This is a genomic window from Daejeonella sp. AP26, assembly GCF_056680515.1.
The window spans coordinates 4,770,513-4,786,766 of the sequence record NZ_CM155286.1 but is presented as its reverse complement, the minus strand read 5'-3'; the positions used below and the strand labels follow the sequence as shown (position 1 = coordinate 4,786,766).

The window sequence follows — 16,254 nt, the reverse complement described above, 5'->3', positions numbered from 1 at the left end:
TGTTATGCTAATAGGTGGTTTTTAGTTGGTTGATTAAGTTTCGCCAGTTCTTTTGCGGCGGCGTTACCGCTGGCGAGGCCGGGAATCGCGGATCGGACTTGAACACCTTTATTGGCCGCAAAGCTGGTATGGTTAAATACGCTGGCCCGGCTGGCTGTATGACTTACAAAAACATCATATCCGGCTTTGTTTTTCAGGACACTGGTACCGTGACCTTTCGCAGCAGAAGTATTTCCGCCGATGATAAAATCCACGCCTTCCGAGTCTGTCGCGAGCGCCAGGTTGTCCTTATCCTCTCCTTCAAAGCCCAGGTGAGCCAGGCATACGATGATGCTGCAGTTCTCCTGTTCTTTTAATATGCGTGTGATCCGGGAAAGGCTCTTTGACGGGTCGTTGAAATTAATACCTACCGCATTGACCTCAGGCCCCACGCCAGTCACCCCTATCCTGCGTTTGCCGTATTTAAGTACGATATAGGGTTTTACTTTTTGCCTGAGAACAGGATTGCTGAATTCGTAGTTACAGTTCACCAGTTCGAATGACATACTCGTCACCAGTTCAGCAAGATGCTGCTGACCAAAACCTAATTCAGCCTGACCGATCGTTGCCGCATGATAGCCGGTGTGATTCATCAGTTCCACGAATTCCCTGTGTTGCCCGGCGGTATGTTCTTTATTTAAAAAGCCGCCACCATCAAGCAAAATTCCCTGAAACTCCTGTGACTTAACATTTTTTTGGAAGAGATCCAGTCCGCCAAAGCCATTGAAGCCCCGCGCTACCTGGCCACTCATATCATTAGTGTGAAAAATATGGACACCGTCAAGGGATGCGCCTACGGTATTGATCTGCCTGGTGACTGATGCAAGGGCATCAGCGGTATCGGAAAGTAATAAGGCTCCCGCTATCAGGGCATTACTCCTGATGAAGGACCGTCGGTTAAAACTCATTCGGAAAAATTATATCGGTTATTTGACAGATTTCATTATACGTAACAAACAGTACTTAATGTTCCAAAAAGGTTCATAAGAATCATATCGCCATTAAGCATTATGTTATCTGCGGACTCATTAGCAACTCACACATCCTTGAGAGCATTTGGATGCGCTATCTAAGTCCTTATTATTTTTACAATTAAGCTGCAATATTAATGCAATTTTAACGTTTAGTAGCTTCCCACAAAGCCAAGTTTGTCCCGATTTATAAATCAATACAAATTCTAACTATTCCGCTACCTGGAGATAAAGAGCCGGGCTCATCCCTACATTTTTTTTAAACGCCTTATAAAACGAGCTTCTGGAAGCAAATCCAGCATTATAAGCCAGTGCTTCAATAGTATAATTTCGCAAATTACCTTCAACAGCCATCTGTTCTTTAATAAAGTTTACGCGGTAAGAATTGACGAAATCTACAAAGTTCAGCTTGTAGTAATTATTGATAAGTGAGGATAATTTATGAGGGGAAGTACCGATAGCTGCGGCCAGACTGCCAAGACTAATGGTTTTATTCTTGTATGCTTCCTTCTCCGTCATATAGGCACATAGTCCGTTAAGTTCCCTTTCCGTTTGCTCATCTTCAGTTGATCGCACCTTAAATTGTTTTATAATCCTGGAGAGTGTATTGGGTTTCATATCAAGAAATGAAGCAATATGCTCCAACGGTATTCGTCCTATATATCCTGGCTTTGTTTGAGTGAGATACAGATAACGTTCCTTAACGTCTCCTAGTCGAATGATATGCGCCCGATCCTGCGCATCCCGGTAATATTCCTCCATAAATACCCTGAAAATATAATTCAGTTCAAAATATTTTTCAAACATCTGCTGGAGGACTTCATTATGAACCGCTATCAGGCTGGTCTGCTCAATCGCGATAATGCTTTCTTTAGAAGGCCTTATCCCATGCAAACCGGAGATAGAACTGACAAACTCTTTTTCAACGGATATGTAACTCGTAATCCTTTTTCCTTTATGATCTGAAAAAGCCATTAAGGCACCGGATATGATGAAATATACATAATCACATCTATCTCCTTCGCTCAGAAGAATCGCATCCTTTTTTAATTTGCAGGCGAGCATCGAACTGTAAGCTTCGGTTTTCAACTCTTCACTCAGCGGATATATAGGTTCTAACAAGCCAAGCAGCATCGAAACATCCCCCGCGCAAGCTTTTTGCCAGGACGTATCTTGTTGAATAGTGAAAGGGTATTTTGACGAAGAACTTGAGTTCACTTATAAAATAATTATCTGCAACAGATGAGTGCCAATTTTAAAAATGTAAAAATTAAACCTATGATGTTGAGGTTGCTTTTTAACCAGCCAGAAAATTAGAAAAAAACCTTCAAACCTAATAGCAGGAATTTCACAGATCCACTAATTGCCAATAACCTTTTGCAATTCTATTCCAAAAACGCAGACCTGATTTTTCGGTATTCGTAATCCCTGATCAGAACGATCAAGAATTCTCTCTCTTCGTATTCAATGGTTCCGGGTTGGGCGGCTGTCAATGCAAGTACCCTGCTGATGGTTTCAATGTAATCAGTTTCCTTGTTGATAAGTTTGAAAACAGTTATGTGCAATTAGGTTGCAAAGTGACTTGGCCCCTTAGGTATTAATTATATCTACCATAAATAAACTTAAAGTTACAGTTTAGCGTTACCGTTACGATTCGATGGAGCTACTCACTTATCTCCTTTTAAAAAGGACTCGCAAACAACCCCTATTGTATCCTCATTTATAGCGTTCTGAAAACGGCTGATCTAAACCATTGTTGGGCTCTGGTTCGGGTAATTATTTGGCGCGAACAATGATTAGGAATGATTGAGTGATGAGCTATTTAGTCCGGATTGCGCGACGGATTGGAATAGCCGTACGACAAACAAAAAAAAATCCGTTATTTGTTAAAAAATAATTATCAAAAAGGTTTTAGTCATTGACGATGAGGAGCGTTTGCGCTCTTTGATTTCCCGCATTCTGGAGCTGGAGGGTTATAAGATTGTAGAAGCTCCGGATGGCAGATCCGCCCTTTCGATTTTGGAACGAGAAGAAATTGCCGTCGTCTTGTGTGACGTCCGCCTGCCGGATGTAAATGGAATTGATTTGATAGTTAAAATAAAATCAATAAGCCCGGCTACAGAAATAATTAATCTCACAGCTTACGGGAACATCAACGACGGGGTAACTGCCATCAAAAATGGCGCTTTCGACTATATTGTCAAGGGCGATGATAATGATAAGATCATTCCCCTGGTTGCCCGAGCAATGGAAAAAGCACTTTTACAGTTTAAGGTGCAGCAACTGGAAAGGAAGCTGGAAACCAGGTATGGCTTTGACTCCATTATTGGCCAGTCAGCCGCCATCCAAAAGGTCATAGAATTTGCTAAAAAAGTTGCGGTCACCGATACAACTGTTTTACTATTAGGCGAAACCGGAACGGGGAAAGAAATATTTGCGCAATCTATTCACTACAGCAGCCAGCGGAAAAACCAAAACTTCGTGGCGCTCAACTGCAGTGCTTTCACGGGTGAATTACTTGAAAGCGAGCTGTTTGGGTACAAAGCGGGTGCTTTTACGGGTGCCCTAAAAGATAAAAAAGGCATTCTGGAAGAGGCAGATCAGGGAACCATTTTTCTGGATGAGATTGGTGAAATGAATATTAATGTTCAGGCCAGGCTGTTAAGGGTTCTTGAGGACGGAACGTTTATAAAGGTCGGCGACACCCGGACAAGCAAAGTAAATGTCCGGATCATTGCCGCTACCAACAGGGAGTTACAGGGAGAAATTAGTAAAGGTCACTTTCGCGAAGACCTTTATTACCGGCTTTCCGTATTTACGATTGCGCTTCCGCCACTCCGGGAACGAAAAGATGATATTGGGGCACTGACTAACTATTTCATTGATCATTTTGCCCAAAAATTGAATAAGCCGGTCCCCAAACCCGATCCGGACTTCCTCGAACAACTAAAAAAACATTCCTGGAAAGGAAATATCCGCGAATTAAAAAATATCCTTGAGCGAGCTCTGATTCTCAATGATCTGCCAGTGCTCAGCTCGTCTATGCTTCCTGCCGAATTTCATTCTCCAGACAGTCAAAACAAACATGCTTTACATTTGGCCAGCATAGAAAAAAACCATATTGAGAAAGTATTCAAACTAACGGAAGGCAACAAAACGGAAACAGCCCGCCTGCTGAATATCGGCTTGACCACCCTATATCGTAAACTAGAAGAATATAAAATTCATCGATAATTTACCAAAATGAAAAAGACCCCTGCCAAAACGGAAGGGTTTTTTGCATCTCCGAATTTTCAGATGCCCCCAAAATCTTATAATTAGGGGATTAGAGCACTCTAACAATCATTGATTAGGCATGGTGTAATAATTGTATTAGCGCAAAACGATCAGGACGTTTTTAATACATATCACCTACGCCTCCCGGTAACAATAAACAATTTTAAACAATGAACATCAAAACTAAACTAAGGTTAGGATTTGGGTTTCTTTTCGTACTGGTGCTTTTAATAGGTAGTGTAGCTGCCTATTATCTCAATGACATTTCCAAAACTTCAAAAGTAATTTTAAAAGACAACTTTGAATCGCTGACCATCGCCCGGCAAATGCGCCAGATCCTGGATGAAAACCCATTTCCCCTTCCGGGCAATGCGATTAAACAATTTAAGGCGCAGCTGAAACGGCAAACCAACAATGTAACGGAAAAGGGTGAAATGGATCTGACGAGGCTGATCTTGCGGGATTTCAACCAAGTTTCTGAAACATCTCCTTCCAATTCATTGAACCGTAACGCTTTTAAATCCCTCCATCAGAACATTCGGAAAATTGAAGAACTGAATATGGAGGCTATTTTATTGAAAAATAATCGGGCGCAGGCCTCAGTTAACGAAGCAATATTATACCTGGGCATACTGGCCGGCATTACGTTTCTGATCTTGTTCAGTTTCATCGCAAACTTCCCCGGATTTATCGCTAATCCATTGGTCGAATTAACCGAAGGAATAAAAGAGATTAGCAACAAAAATTATCAAAAGAGACTTGATTTTCCGGCATATAATGAATTTAGTGAACTGGCTTCCGCTTTTAATGAAATGGCATCCCGTTTAAACGAATGGGAAAACAGTAATCTGGCTAAGATCATCTCTGAAAAGCTCCGCATTGAGACCATTATTGAAAAAATGGAGGATGCAATACTTGGATTAAATGAAGAACAAGAGATTATTTTCATCAACCCGATTGCTAAAAAACTCCTGACCCTAACAGACAAAGAAATCCATGAGCAGAACGCATCACAACTGGCCGAAAAAAATGATTTACTTAAATGCCTTCTTGAATCTAAGAGTGACGAAAAACCATTAAAGATTTACTCTGAAGGGAAAGAGTCTTATTTCCAAATGGAAAGTCATGAAATCCTCGTTCCGGAATATGAAATAGACAGTAACGGGCCTGTCGCTAAATCAGGCGAATTTGCCGGCCAGGTTTTTATATTAAGAAACATCACTCGTTTCCGCGAACTGGATGAAGCGAAAACAAACTTTATTGCTACGATTTCACATGAATTAAAAACGCCCATTTCTTCCATTCAAATGAGTTTAAAGCTTTTAAATGATGAGCGTATAGGTATCCTGAATAAGGAACAGAAGGATTTGTTGGGCCATATAAAAAATGACGGTGTGCGCCTTTTAAAGATCACCAGTGAGCTTTTGGAAATGTCCCAGGTAGAAACCGGGAATATCCAATTGAACTTCCTGCCCACCGATCCGGAACAGATCGTTGAGTATGCCATGAGTTCCGTAAAGTTTCAGGCAGATCAGCAGAAAGTTGAGCTTCAGATTATTTCCGACCCACATTTAAAACGGGTTTATGCAGATGTAGAAAAGACGGCCTGGGTACTGGTCAACTTTCTTTCAAACGCGATCCGGTACAGTCCCCCCGATTCAAAAGTGATTATCAATGTACGTGAAGCAGGAAGTATGGTTGAATTTTCTGTCAAGGATTTTGGCGAAGGAATACACGAGCAATACCAAACAAAGATCTTCGACAAGTATTTCAGGGTTCCAACCGATGAAAAAACGAAATCAGGGACGGGACTTGGTCTGGCCATTTCAAAAGACTTTATTGAAGCCCAGAAAGGTGAAATATTTGTGAATAGCCGCCTCGGATCGGGAAGCTTGTTTGGATTCAGATTACCCATAGTATAATACAGTATAATTCACTCGTTATCCGCCTTAGGGCTTCATCAAACCATTGATACATGTCAGGTCATAAAAACATTCATAAGTTATCCGGAGCCGGAATTCTAATTAGTTTAGGTATCATCTATGGCGATATCGGTACTTCTCCTCTTTACGTTTTTACAGCTATTATCGGCGATCAAATCATTTCCCCGGACCTGATCCTGGGTGGTTTATCGTGTATCTTTTGGACCCTTACCCTTCAAACAACAATTAAATATGTCATTATCACGCTTCAGGCAGATAACAAGGGTGAAGGCGGTATATTTTCACTCTATTCCCTGGTCAAACGCAAAGCCAAATGGCTCGTCATTCCGGCAATGATTGGCGGCGCCGCTTTACTGGCAGACGGAATCATCACGCCTCCGATAACCGTATCATCCGCCATCGAAGGATTAGACATGGTTTATCCGGGGTTACCCACCATCCCCATCGTTATAGCCATTCTTTCCGGCCTTTTTATTATTCAGCAATTCGGAACTTCTATTGTTGGAAAAGCCTTTGGTCCCATCATGTGGGTATGGTTTACCATGCTTGCCGTACTTGGCACCGGGTTTATTATTCAAATGCCCGACATTCTTAAAGCAATTAATCCATATTATGCTTACCATATATTAACCACTAACCCCAATGCATTATTAATTCTTGGCGGCGTTTTTCTCTGTACTACCGGAGCGGAAGCACTATATTCCGATCTTGGTCATTGCGGCCGTTCCAATATTCGCATCAGCTGGATCTATGTAAAAACTTGTCTCTTACTTAACTACTTTGGCCAGGGAGTTTGGTTAGTTCAGAATCAGGGAACAAAACTGGCAGGCAACAATCCATTTTACCATTTAATGCCTGATTGGTTTCTGATTACAGGTATTGGGATTGCTACTCTGGCGGCAATCATCGCCAGCCAGGCGCTTATTTCTGGTTCCTTTACTTTGATTTCCGAAGCCGTCCGGTTAAACCTCTGGCCCAAGGTGAAGATCAACTACCCATCCATACAAAAAGGCCAGCTCTACGTTCCTTCCATCAACTGGATTCTGCTTGCTGGTTGTATATCCGTGATGTTTATCTTTAGAGAGTCAGCTCGAATGGAAGCAGCCTATGGATTATCAATTACGATAACTATGCTGATGACCACTGTATTAGTAACGATGTTTTTGAAGCGTCGAAAATTCCCCAACTACCTGATTGTGCTTTTTGTGGGGGTATATTCTTTACTTGAGCTAACTTTCTTATTCGGAAATCTGACCAAAATCCTGCATGGCGGCTGGTTTACGCTACTGATTGGTTCTATCTTATTTTCGGTAATGTGGACATGGTCTCGTGGCCGAAAAATAAAGAATAGCTATGTTAAATTTGTAGAGATTGACGACTACTATACTATTCTGCGGGAGCTGAGCGAGGACGAAAGCGTACCAAAATATGCTTCTCAGTTAATTTACCTTACCAGCTCCAACTTCTCTTCAGAAATTGAATCAAAAATAATGTATTCCATACTGCATAAGCAGCCGAAGCGGGCCGACGTATATTGGCTAATTCATGTGGATGTAATGGATGAACCTTTTACAAACGAATATAAAGTGCAATTTCTGATTCCGGGAAAATTAATCAGGGTGGATTTCAAACTAGGATTTAAAGTGGAGCAAAGTATTAATATTTTGTACCGGCTGGTAGTGGAAGACCTTGTCAGAAATGGCGAAGTAGATATCACCAGCCACTATGAATCGTTGAAGCGTTACAACATCGTTGGTGACTTCAGATTTATCGTTTTGGAGAAAACCTTATCCAAAACTTTCAAATTGCCGTTTAGGGATCGGTTTATTCTCGGATATCAGTCTATCTTGAAATCCCTCAGTCTATCAGAAGAAAGTAGTTTTGGGCTGGATGAAAGCTTCGTAACCGTAGAAAAAGTACCATTATTGATCAATGCAGAAAACAGGTTCATCGACTTGAAAAGGTTAGTATAATATTCTTTTAAGCCTATTATGTCTTGTACTGTCTTTTACCTCGCGAAACTCCGTTTTTATGCGATTAAACCTTTCACTTCTCTTGTGACCGAATGAAAACGTTACGCCCCTACTCTACAGTCAAGTTTGCTAACAACAGAATAGATTCAGCGAATCCGTAATGTACTAACCTTCGTAGTTGTTATTAAACAATACACTTTCATGAATTATATATCTATTTCCGTACTGGTTTTACTACTACTTGCAGGGTGTAACAGTCGAACTAAAATTGTAGAAAAGAGTTACGCAGATAGTGTAATTATGAATTACCCGAATTCCGAAGTCTTTAAAACAAATACTTTAGAGATGCAGTTTTGGAAACGTCGGATCAATCCACTAATTCCCGGCATCTCAAATGAGCTCAAATATGCCGCTTCACTTGTCAGGCAGTTTCACCTGACAGGCGACATCAATGACTTGAGCAAAGCAAAAAAAATCTTACTAAATATTAGTGAGGTTTATCAGAATAAAGAAGCTGGAGTGTATTTAGCTTTGACAGAGATTGCGCTTCTACAGCACCAGTTTAAAAATGCGGAAGGTTTATTAAATGCAGCTAAAAAATTAGGGATCCAAAATTACGTCCTCAATAGTTTTTCTTTTGATGTTGAGTATGAGCTGGGTCATTATAATCTTGCCTCCTTTTATCTGGATAAATTAAAATCTCCGGGCGATTACGGCTACCACTTCCGGAAAGCTAAAATGTCTCACCTGAAGGGTGAAGTAGATACGGCGATCCACTACATGCTTAGGGCTGCCGCTTTGGCTCCCAGAGGTTCATACTTGCAGGGCGCAGCGCTATCCAATGCGGCAGACTTCTATATTCATACTGGAGAACTCGAAACGGCGGCAGATCTTTATAAGCGGTGCATTTCAATCAATAGTATCGATAATCACAGCATTTCAGGTCTTGGAACGATTGCCATGAAGTATGACCAGGATTTTGCAGTCGCCGGATCTTTATTTAAGCTAGTACAATCACAATACAAACTTCCCGATCCTGCATTTAAACTATACCAGCTGGCGCAAAGTATGCAGAGCCCAACGCAGGAAAAGTTATACGCTCAACAATTCGTCTCAATGGCCGGTCAGCCGCGATACGGAAAGATGTACAGTAAATATTTAATTGAAGTATATACCGGCATTCTTAACAAGCCCTTGCTGGCCGAGCAAATCGCCCGGGAAGAACTGAAGAATCGCTTAACCTCACAGACAGCAGCGTGGTATGCCTGGACCTTGTATAACAACAAAAAGCCCGGGGAGGCAGAGAAGGTATACAGAAAGTATGTATCCGGCAAACCTCTGGAAGGCTTTGAATTGTATTATATGGGGAAATTGATGGAAGGGCTTGGTAGAGCCTATACATCAGAAGAGTTTTACAAGGCAGCCTCTGAAAACAAGTTTGATCTGAGTCCGGCCATGATCCTACACCTGAATTCAAGATAAAAAGATCCGTTCCACGGTCCAGTACGCCGCAATTATGGCAATTACAACAGATAAAGGAAGAACGATTCTTTTTTGATAATAAGGTTTAGCGCTATACCATTTGGCCATAAAAAAATAGGCTGTTAGGATAAGCGTAACCTGGCCTAACTCCACTCCTATATTGAACATGACAAGTGAAAGAAGGTAAGCATTTTGAGGCAAGCCAATCTCATTAAGGGCGCCTGCGAACCCCATCCCATGTATTAGTCCAAATAAGAACACAATCCCGACCCGGGCAGGCTTTACTTTTTTTGTGAAAATATTTTGAAGGGCTATATAAAAAATAGAAATAGCTATAAGTGGCTCAATAATGCTGATCGGTGGTGAGATTATACCGTACATAGATAACCCCAGAGTAATTGAATGAGCAACGGTAAACGCTGCGGACTGGGATAGCACAGGTTTAAGGCGTGGTGACAAGAGAAATAAGCTCAGAACAAACAGAATATGATCGAGACCAAGGGGCAGAATATGCTTAAAACCAAGGATAAGATAAACCGAAGCAGCGTCAGATTCAGACATATGTTCGAGCTCCTGGACAATGACATGGGCTTTTGAAGAGGTGTAAATACCCGTAATAAGCAACAATAATATAATGAGCTTTTTCACAGCTTTTATCTGATTAAATCGGATTAAAAAAAAAGAGTCGGAATTCCCGACTCTTAAGTTTTTTTAATTAAAATTAGTGAGGAGTAGCCAGGTATGGAAACGTGTTTAAAAACACCTTGTCGTTCGCGCCGACATTGTCCGAAGTCAGCCCGGGATTAGAAGTTCCGGCGGGGCCGCCAAAAATAAGCAGTAACTCCACATCAATTACATCGTCAGCTAATGCACGACCGGTTAGGACATTCGTCCCGTCAAAGAAAGTGGTTTTGCCACCTGTGGAAACGTTCAACACATCCGTCGCTAGCAACCCACTAAGCTGTGCAGCGGTCTGACCCAATGCATTTGTGCTATAGCCAGGATTTAGAGCCATGAGGCGTGCTTGAAATTTGGATTGAAAGGCAGCGCTCATCATGGACGGCAAAGTAACATTGAACTTATCTTTGTCTTCCGGGCCGACAAAAACCGTTGCAATGCCTGGCCGTGCAGCCTGGTCACCGGCTACAGCAAAGGTTACTCCCTGGTTGGGATCTGCCAGGACATTACTGTCTTTTTTACAAGATCCAAGGACTAATACAGCTAGACCAACTGAGTATATAAAATTGAATTTCATGATTTTTTTCTTTTTATTGATATTAAATTTTCTTTTTGCTCTCTACCCAAACATTAATTTTGCCTGTACTTTTTAACATTGACTTAGGTACCTCGATAACAGCACTTAATAAATTTGTCCCTTTGAAGGTATCATTACCGGGTTTGTTAAAAGAAGTTGCGGTACCCCCGAGGATCTTTTTATACTGATCCAAATCGAAAAAGAAGGGATCATCGCGCGGGCCTGCAAAGGCAGAGATACCGTTTCGGGTAGCCGTAATCGGGTTTGCAGATGAGGAGTAGGGAGTTGTTGGTACCATGACGGAGGCTTCTGATTCGATGGTACTGCTTAATCCCGTGGCTCCCGGTTTTAGAGGGCCGTAAACGAACATTTTATTTGATTTAAACACCATCTGAATAACAAGATCTTCGACATTGTCATTATTATTGTCGATGTTGAATTCAAACATTGTGTTGTCCTCAAATACAACTGAGCCGGTACTTGCGGGGCTTAATAAAGGTTGCCAGGTAGCAGCAAAAACTAAATTATCACCGTTTGATCCCTGGAATACATAAAGATCGGCAATATCGGCCGGCTTACCGGTTACTGCAGGCGCATCGATGTGATCTGCTGCCCATAAAGCTCCTGCTCCTACGCCGATAGCCACGGCTACTGTGAGGAGTGTTTTTTTAATTTTCATTTCTCTCATTTTTTGGTTTCAAACTCAATTACGGTAACGGTAATACCTTGGTTTTTTTTAATTGAAAATTAAATTTAAGAGAGTTTTGTATCGTGAGATTCAAGCTAATGTTAAAAGGAGGTGAAACACGAAGGATACCTGGGATAGGAAATGCCGTAGAGTCACCACACAGATATTGGAATAGCGAGAAATATTTTAAAAGTCGGGGAAAGATTTTAAGATAAATCAACAGAACGACCATTAGTAGGCTTATTGGTCGCAAAATTAGCGCCGCCTCAGTTCTAATGACTTAGTTGCAAACTGAAATAAAATGTCGATCCCTTGCCGCATTCACTATCTACCCAAATTTCTCCGTGGTGAGTCCGAATAATTTCTGCACTAAGATACAGCCCGAGACCAAAACTTGAAATATGCTGGGTTAAGGGAATGTGCAACCCGGGAGATGTAAGAAACTTTGATTGGAATGATTACTCCAATATCCATTTCAGGGAGCCTCGCAACGACGCTCTATTGCGGGCACTGTTTCGTCGGAATTGATGATCTGCACGTTTCATTACACCGGTTAGTCACTATCACCGTTCCCCATTTGCACATTCGCATGTTGTAAGATCCCCTGTATGCAGCGTCACAGCTGAATCATCCCGGTTACTCCACACCAATATTTGCGTATGCAGTTTTTCACCCTTCCATCCGACAGGTTTCCATCGATCCGCCTGTTCAATCTGGGGTACTGCGTCCCTGGCGTAACGCATATCGCTGCTCACAAAGCTTACATTCGTATGGTTCTTTAACTAATGCCATTCGCAACAGTTGCCTGATTTGACAGCTGCTGAGCGGGTGAGGTTGTCGAACCAATAGAAAGGATAGCAATAAGATTAATGTATTTGCCTGATTTTATTCTTGATCTCCTAAACTAAGGCGACAAATTGACCTGGCATCAAAAACAACAACACAAACATTTGCAAACTGGTTGGAAAGCGGTAAAATAATATTGGGGATCGCGGACACTACGATAAATACAACAAAGGAGGGGAATTGAGGGTTTATGAAATAGGCTTGATTAAGTAATTGAGCTGAAAGCTGATAGCCTCTAGTGCACCTGGCAGGCCTCAAGCACATTGCCGTCCGGATCAAAAAAGAAGAAGTATTTCACAAAACCATCATTGATCACTTCATCGGTTTTTACCCCGCTTTCCTGCAGAGTCTTTTTTGCTTTTTCGGCATCAAGAGTTTTAAAAATAGGATAAGTAGCTGTGTCTTTATTGTTCTGAACTGGCTGATCCGTTTGCCAGAGAGTAATGCTGGTGGGGCCGTGTGTATTTAAGACTACCAGATTTAAGGCCAGCTCTTCATAAATGATGTTGAAAGAAAGCTTCTCTTGGTACCAGTTTTTCGAAAGATTCACATCTGAAACCCGAACAATAACCGTGTCAATGCCCTGAAGTAAATTAGTATCCATTTTTGCAAGTTAAACGCCAACAAAATTGTAATCCAAATTAAGATGTTTGTTCGCAAAAAGACAATCAATCTTTTATACAATTATTCCATATATATCCATTTTGCTTGCTGGACCTCTCAACCAGTTAATTAAGGACCCGAAGGGATAAGACCCTGTTAGCGTGAAATGTTAAATGGAAAAAAATGGGTAAAAAATGCCCCATGCTTTAAAATTTCTAACGATGAACTCCCCTGTTTTAGACCTTATAAGCTTCTTAACAGCCCTTCCTGAAATATCCGGGCTTTGGTACAATTATCGTCTGGGTGTGAATAGGATTCTCATTTAGTATCGTAAAATCCCAGGGGAAATCACTTCAGTCTATACATCGAATTATGTTAATATCGAAAGAGCACGAACAATGCAAATACCAGTTTTATTCAGAATTAGATCGTCTCAGCATTGAGAGGGGTGAACAGGATTTCAGCTATAGGAACTATGTATATTTTAACTACCGTCAGTTGCCAGTTATTTCTGGTGAGCACTTGTTCATAGAAGAGGTTTATCAAAGAATCTTCTTCGGACCGAAAAAACCACAAGTGGAACAAAAAGCAATTGAGAGTGACATGAACAATAGCTTGATTTCGGAAGGTCAGGAATTAATCAGAATTGGTGAGTTGCTGATTGCTTATGGTCAAAGAGAAAACGAAAACACACTTTGCAATGAACCGGCACTTGCTTCTGTGGACATAGATTCGCCGGTTATTGCAACCGCTCTTCAATTAATGAAAATTCAGAAACTAAAACGGATGAAACCGGATCGCAAAAATATCGGCTTTGAAAACTGTTAAGCGTAAATAAAATCTTGGAAGATCTCGCGATTCCGCCGTTACGGGCTGCCTCACATCCCATGCCCACTACACACTTAGTGCATATAGAAAACCATGAGGGCTATCGTAGATGTGATGACGTGCAGGATGACAATTTCCAGAATTTAATCCAAAACGACTTTATCAAGAATAGACTCCTTAATTTAATGATGTTGTTCATACCCTGCTCAGTTAAAAGTCCAACAAATTCGCCTGTTTAATTGGCTACGTTAATAACCTCGACGTTACATTTTTGGAGCGCACCGAAGTATTCCCCGGAAAGCGCCCCGAAGTCGGGAATTTGCAAAATAGGTAATTTTGGTATTTTTAGCTTATCCTTGTTTAGCGGGATCAACCGTTGAAAAATTAAGAATGAAATTTTTTGGTATCAGTCTGTGTTTTTTGCTAAGTTTTTTATTTACAAAAGCACAGGTTAATGTGGACAGCGTCAGAAACAGCTTAAATCATCAAAAGCTGACGGTCACCGAGAGGATAAATTCGCTAAACATTCTTGCCTCGTATTATAACCAGGACTCTACAAATCAGGCTTTGTTGTATGCAAATGAAGCTTACTTACTGTCCTTAAAGGAAAACGATAAATACTTACAAGGTCGGTCTTTACTAAACCTTGCAGAGGGCTACTTGTATAACGACGGGTACGACCAGGCACTGCAATATGCATTCAGTGCCCTGGATATTTTTCAAATATCTGGCAGGGAAGAAGATCTGGCCGAATGTTACCGTCTTTTAGGCTGGGTATTTTACGATTCCGAAAACGCCGATTTTGCCATGCAGTTTCACCGGAAAGCTTACAAAGCATATACAGAACTTAACAATCGGAAAGGTATGGGCTTATCGCTGAACGCTATCGGACTGGTTTACCAACTCAAGGACGAACATGCTTCAGCAAAGCCATATTTTGAAAGGGCATTGACCCTTGCGCGGCAGGTGAATAACAGATCTGCCATCGCAGCATCAATAAATAACATTGGAATCTGTGAAAACGACCTTGGCAATTACAACCAGGCCGTTTCATTACTAAACGAATCTCTGTTAATATTCCAGACACTTGGATTGGAACTATCTGAAGCTGAAACACTGAATCAGCTTGCTTTTTCGCAGTTAAAGCTGAAAAATTATCCTGAGGCCAGAAAAATGCTCGCCCAGTCGAGGCACCTTATTAAAGGTGCAAGTTCGAACATGAAGAAAGAAAAACTACTGGATAACCTCAGTATATCTTCGAAACTGAATGCAGCTCTGGGTAATTATAGTGATGCATTCAAAGATCTGCAAGAGTATACACTTATACGCGATCAGATCATTTCCCGGACAAAGAGCGATGCAGTAGCTGCCAACAAACTCAAACGGGAAACTGCTGAAAATGAAATGCAGATAAAATCGCTCTTAGCAGAAAGAGAACTGCGCGCTTTTCAGCGTAATGCACTGGCTACCGGAATTGTATTGCTGATTATTATAGGGTTCCTTCTTTATAGCAGGCTCAGACAGCGGCAGAAAAAAGAAAAGGAACTGTACGCTGTGAGGCAGGAACTGATCAGGCAGGAACTGGATAATGCCATGCTTGAAAAAGAGGCTCTAACCGATAAACTGGACTATAAAAAGACGGAACTTCAAAACTATGCCTTGTATATCTCGCAGAGGAATGAGCTGGTAAGAGGTTTCACAGGCGAGCTGAACAGCCTGAAAAATGAAGTGCAGGATGACATGACGAAATTCAACCAGTTGCTCCGCAAGTTTCAGTATGACCTCGATATAAACAAGGAAGCCCAGGATTTTAACATAAACATTGAGGAAATGCACAAGGATTTCTTCTATAATCTGCTGCAAAAGTATCCGAACCTAACTCAGAATGAGAGACGGCTCTGTGCCCAGATCCGCCTTAACCTATCTATAAAGGATATTGCCTCGCTGAATAACATATCTGTTAAATCTGCAGAAATGGCCAGATATCGTCTTCGAAAGCATTTTAACCTGGTCCACGAAGATAGCCTGAACGAGTTTTTGAAAAAATTCTGAAGAGAGACCGGTTTAAAATCAATTCGCAGCACCAAGTTAAAGGCTTGGAAATGTCGCTGTTGGGGTAAGTGATCACGCAAACCTTTTCCTACTAACTAACTTCGATGAATCTCATGGAAGTAGTAATATTACAGACCTGTTCAGCCATGAATCGGTCTAAAATCCTCCTGTTTAGAAGGTCTTTTTGGATACCTTCATTTAAGCTATTGGCACACTTCAAAAAATATCTTTCTGACAAATAATAAAGATCGTCCCCCTCCCACAAGAACTGTCATTATCTGCAAGTTTTAAGGCAACG

The 16,254-nt window shown here is 41.3% G+C and carries 15 protein-coding genes; 6 read left to right on the top strand and 9 right to left on the bottom strand.

Features of this window, described 5'->3' with window-relative positions; genetic code table 11:
* Positions 1-2: 2 nt before the first annotated feature.
* The 3 genes from AC1MCB_RS20410 to AC1MCB_RS20400 form a co-directional block, all read right to left on the bottom strand.
* On the bottom strand, positions 3-947 hold the full coding sequence (locus AC1MCB_RS20410; protein ID WP_479966576.1) for a bifunctional UDP-sugar hydrolase/5'-nucleotidase: 945 nt from the start codon (positions 945-947) through the stop codon (positions 3-5).
* A 273-nt stretch (positions 948-1,220) separates the two neighbouring features.
* Entirely contained in the window at positions 1,221-2,228 is a 1,008-nt protein-coding gene (locus tag AC1MCB_RS20405) for a helix-turn-helix domain-containing protein (protein WP_479966575.1), read from the bottom strand.
* Positions 2,229-2,395: 167 nt separating this feature from the next.
* Positions 2,396-2,575 carry a hypothetical protein gene (locus tag AC1MCB_RS20400; protein WP_479966574.1) on the bottom strand — a complete coding sequence of 60 codons (180 nt, stop codon included), beginning with the start codon at positions 2,573-2,575 and terminating at the stop codon, positions 2,396-2,398.
* Between the two features lie 370 nt (positions 2,576-2,945).
* Between AC1MCB_RS20400 and AC1MCB_RS20395 the strand changes: the two genes are divergently transcribed.
* The 4 genes from AC1MCB_RS20395 (at position 2,946) to AC1MCB_RS20380 (ending at position 9,684) form a co-directional block, all read left to right on the top strand.
* Positions 2,946-4,244: a sigma-54-dependent transcriptional regulator gene (locus tag AC1MCB_RS20395; protein WP_479966573.1), complete on the top strand. Its 1,299-nt coding sequence runs from the start codon at positions 2,946-2,948 to the stop codon at positions 4,242-4,244.
* Between the two features lie 212 nt (positions 4,245-4,456).
* The gene (locus AC1MCB_RS20390) at positions 4,457-6,208 is read left to right on the top strand and encodes an ATP-binding protein (RefSeq protein ID WP_479966572.1); all 1,752 of its coding nucleotides are present in this window, start codon (positions 4,457-4,459) and stop codon (positions 6,206-6,208) included.
* 53 nt (positions 6,209-6,261) lie between these two features.
* On the top strand, positions 6,262-8,202 hold the full coding sequence (locus tag AC1MCB_RS20385; protein ID WP_479966571.1) for a KUP/HAK/KT family potassium transporter: 1,941 nt from the start codon (positions 6,262-6,264) through the stop codon (positions 8,200-8,202).
* Between the two features lie 201 nt (positions 8,203-8,403).
* The gene (locus tag AC1MCB_RS20380) at positions 8,404-9,684 is read left to right on the top strand and encodes a tetratricopeptide repeat protein (RefSeq protein ID WP_479966570.1); all 1,281 of its coding nucleotides are present in this window, start codon (positions 8,404-8,406) and stop codon (positions 9,682-9,684) included.
* On the opposite strand, the gene AC1MCB_RS20375 is transcribed toward AC1MCB_RS20380, so the two are convergent.
* The 6 genes from AC1MCB_RS20375 to AC1MCB_RS20350 form a co-directional block, all read right to left on the bottom strand.
* The gene (locus tag AC1MCB_RS20375) at positions 9,676-10,332 is read right to left on the bottom strand and encodes a HupE/UreJ family protein (RefSeq protein WP_479966569.1); all 657 of its coding nucleotides are present in this window, start codon (positions 10,330-10,332) and stop codon (positions 9,676-9,678) included. The two genes, AC1MCB_RS20380 and AC1MCB_RS20375, sit on opposite strands and share 9 nt — an antisense overlap.
* Before the next feature lie 73 nt (positions 10,333-10,405).
* Complete coding sequence (locus AC1MCB_RS20370) at positions 10,406-10,939, bottom strand: DUF4331 family protein (protein WP_479966568.1); 534 nt, start codon at positions 10,937-10,939, stop codon at positions 10,406-10,408.
* 22 nt (positions 10,940-10,961) lie between these two features.
* Entirely contained in the window at positions 10,962-11,618 is a 657-nt protein-coding gene (locus AC1MCB_RS20365; RefSeq protein ID WP_479966567.1) for a DUF4331 family protein, read from the bottom strand.
* Positions 11,619-11,899: 281 nt separating this feature from the next.
* A complete protein-coding gene (locus AC1MCB_RS20360; protein ID WP_479966566.1) occupies positions 11,900-12,052 on the bottom strand; it encodes an ATP-binding protein in 153 nt (50 codons plus the stop codon).
* A 138-nt stretch (positions 12,053-12,190) separates the two neighbouring features.
* Positions 12,191-12,370 (bottom strand): hypothetical protein, encoded by a 180-nt coding sequence (locus AC1MCB_RS20355; RefSeq protein WP_479966565.1) that lies wholly within the window; start codon positions 12,368-12,370, stop codon positions 12,191-12,193.
* A 338-nt stretch (positions 12,371-12,708) separates the two neighbouring features.
* Complete coding sequence (locus AC1MCB_RS20350; RefSeq protein WP_479966564.1) at positions 12,709-13,077, bottom strand: VOC family protein; 369 nt, start codon at positions 13,075-13,077, stop codon at positions 12,709-12,711.
* A gap of 371 nt (positions 13,078-13,448) precedes the next feature.
* Between AC1MCB_RS20350 and AC1MCB_RS20345 the strand changes: the two genes are divergently transcribed.
* Both AC1MCB_RS20345 and AC1MCB_RS20340 read left to right on the top strand, forming a co-directional pair.
* Entirely contained in the window at positions 13,449-13,904 is a 456-nt protein-coding gene (locus tag AC1MCB_RS20345; RefSeq protein WP_479966563.1) for a hypothetical protein, read from the top strand.
* A gap of 390 nt (positions 13,905-14,294) precedes the next feature.
* Positions 14,295-15,956, top strand: coding sequence for a helix-turn-helix transcriptional regulator (locus AC1MCB_RS20340; RefSeq protein WP_479966562.1), 1,662 nt, complete (start codon positions 14,295-14,297; stop codon positions 15,954-15,956).
* The last annotated feature ends 298 nt before the right edge of the window (positions 15,957-16,254 follow it).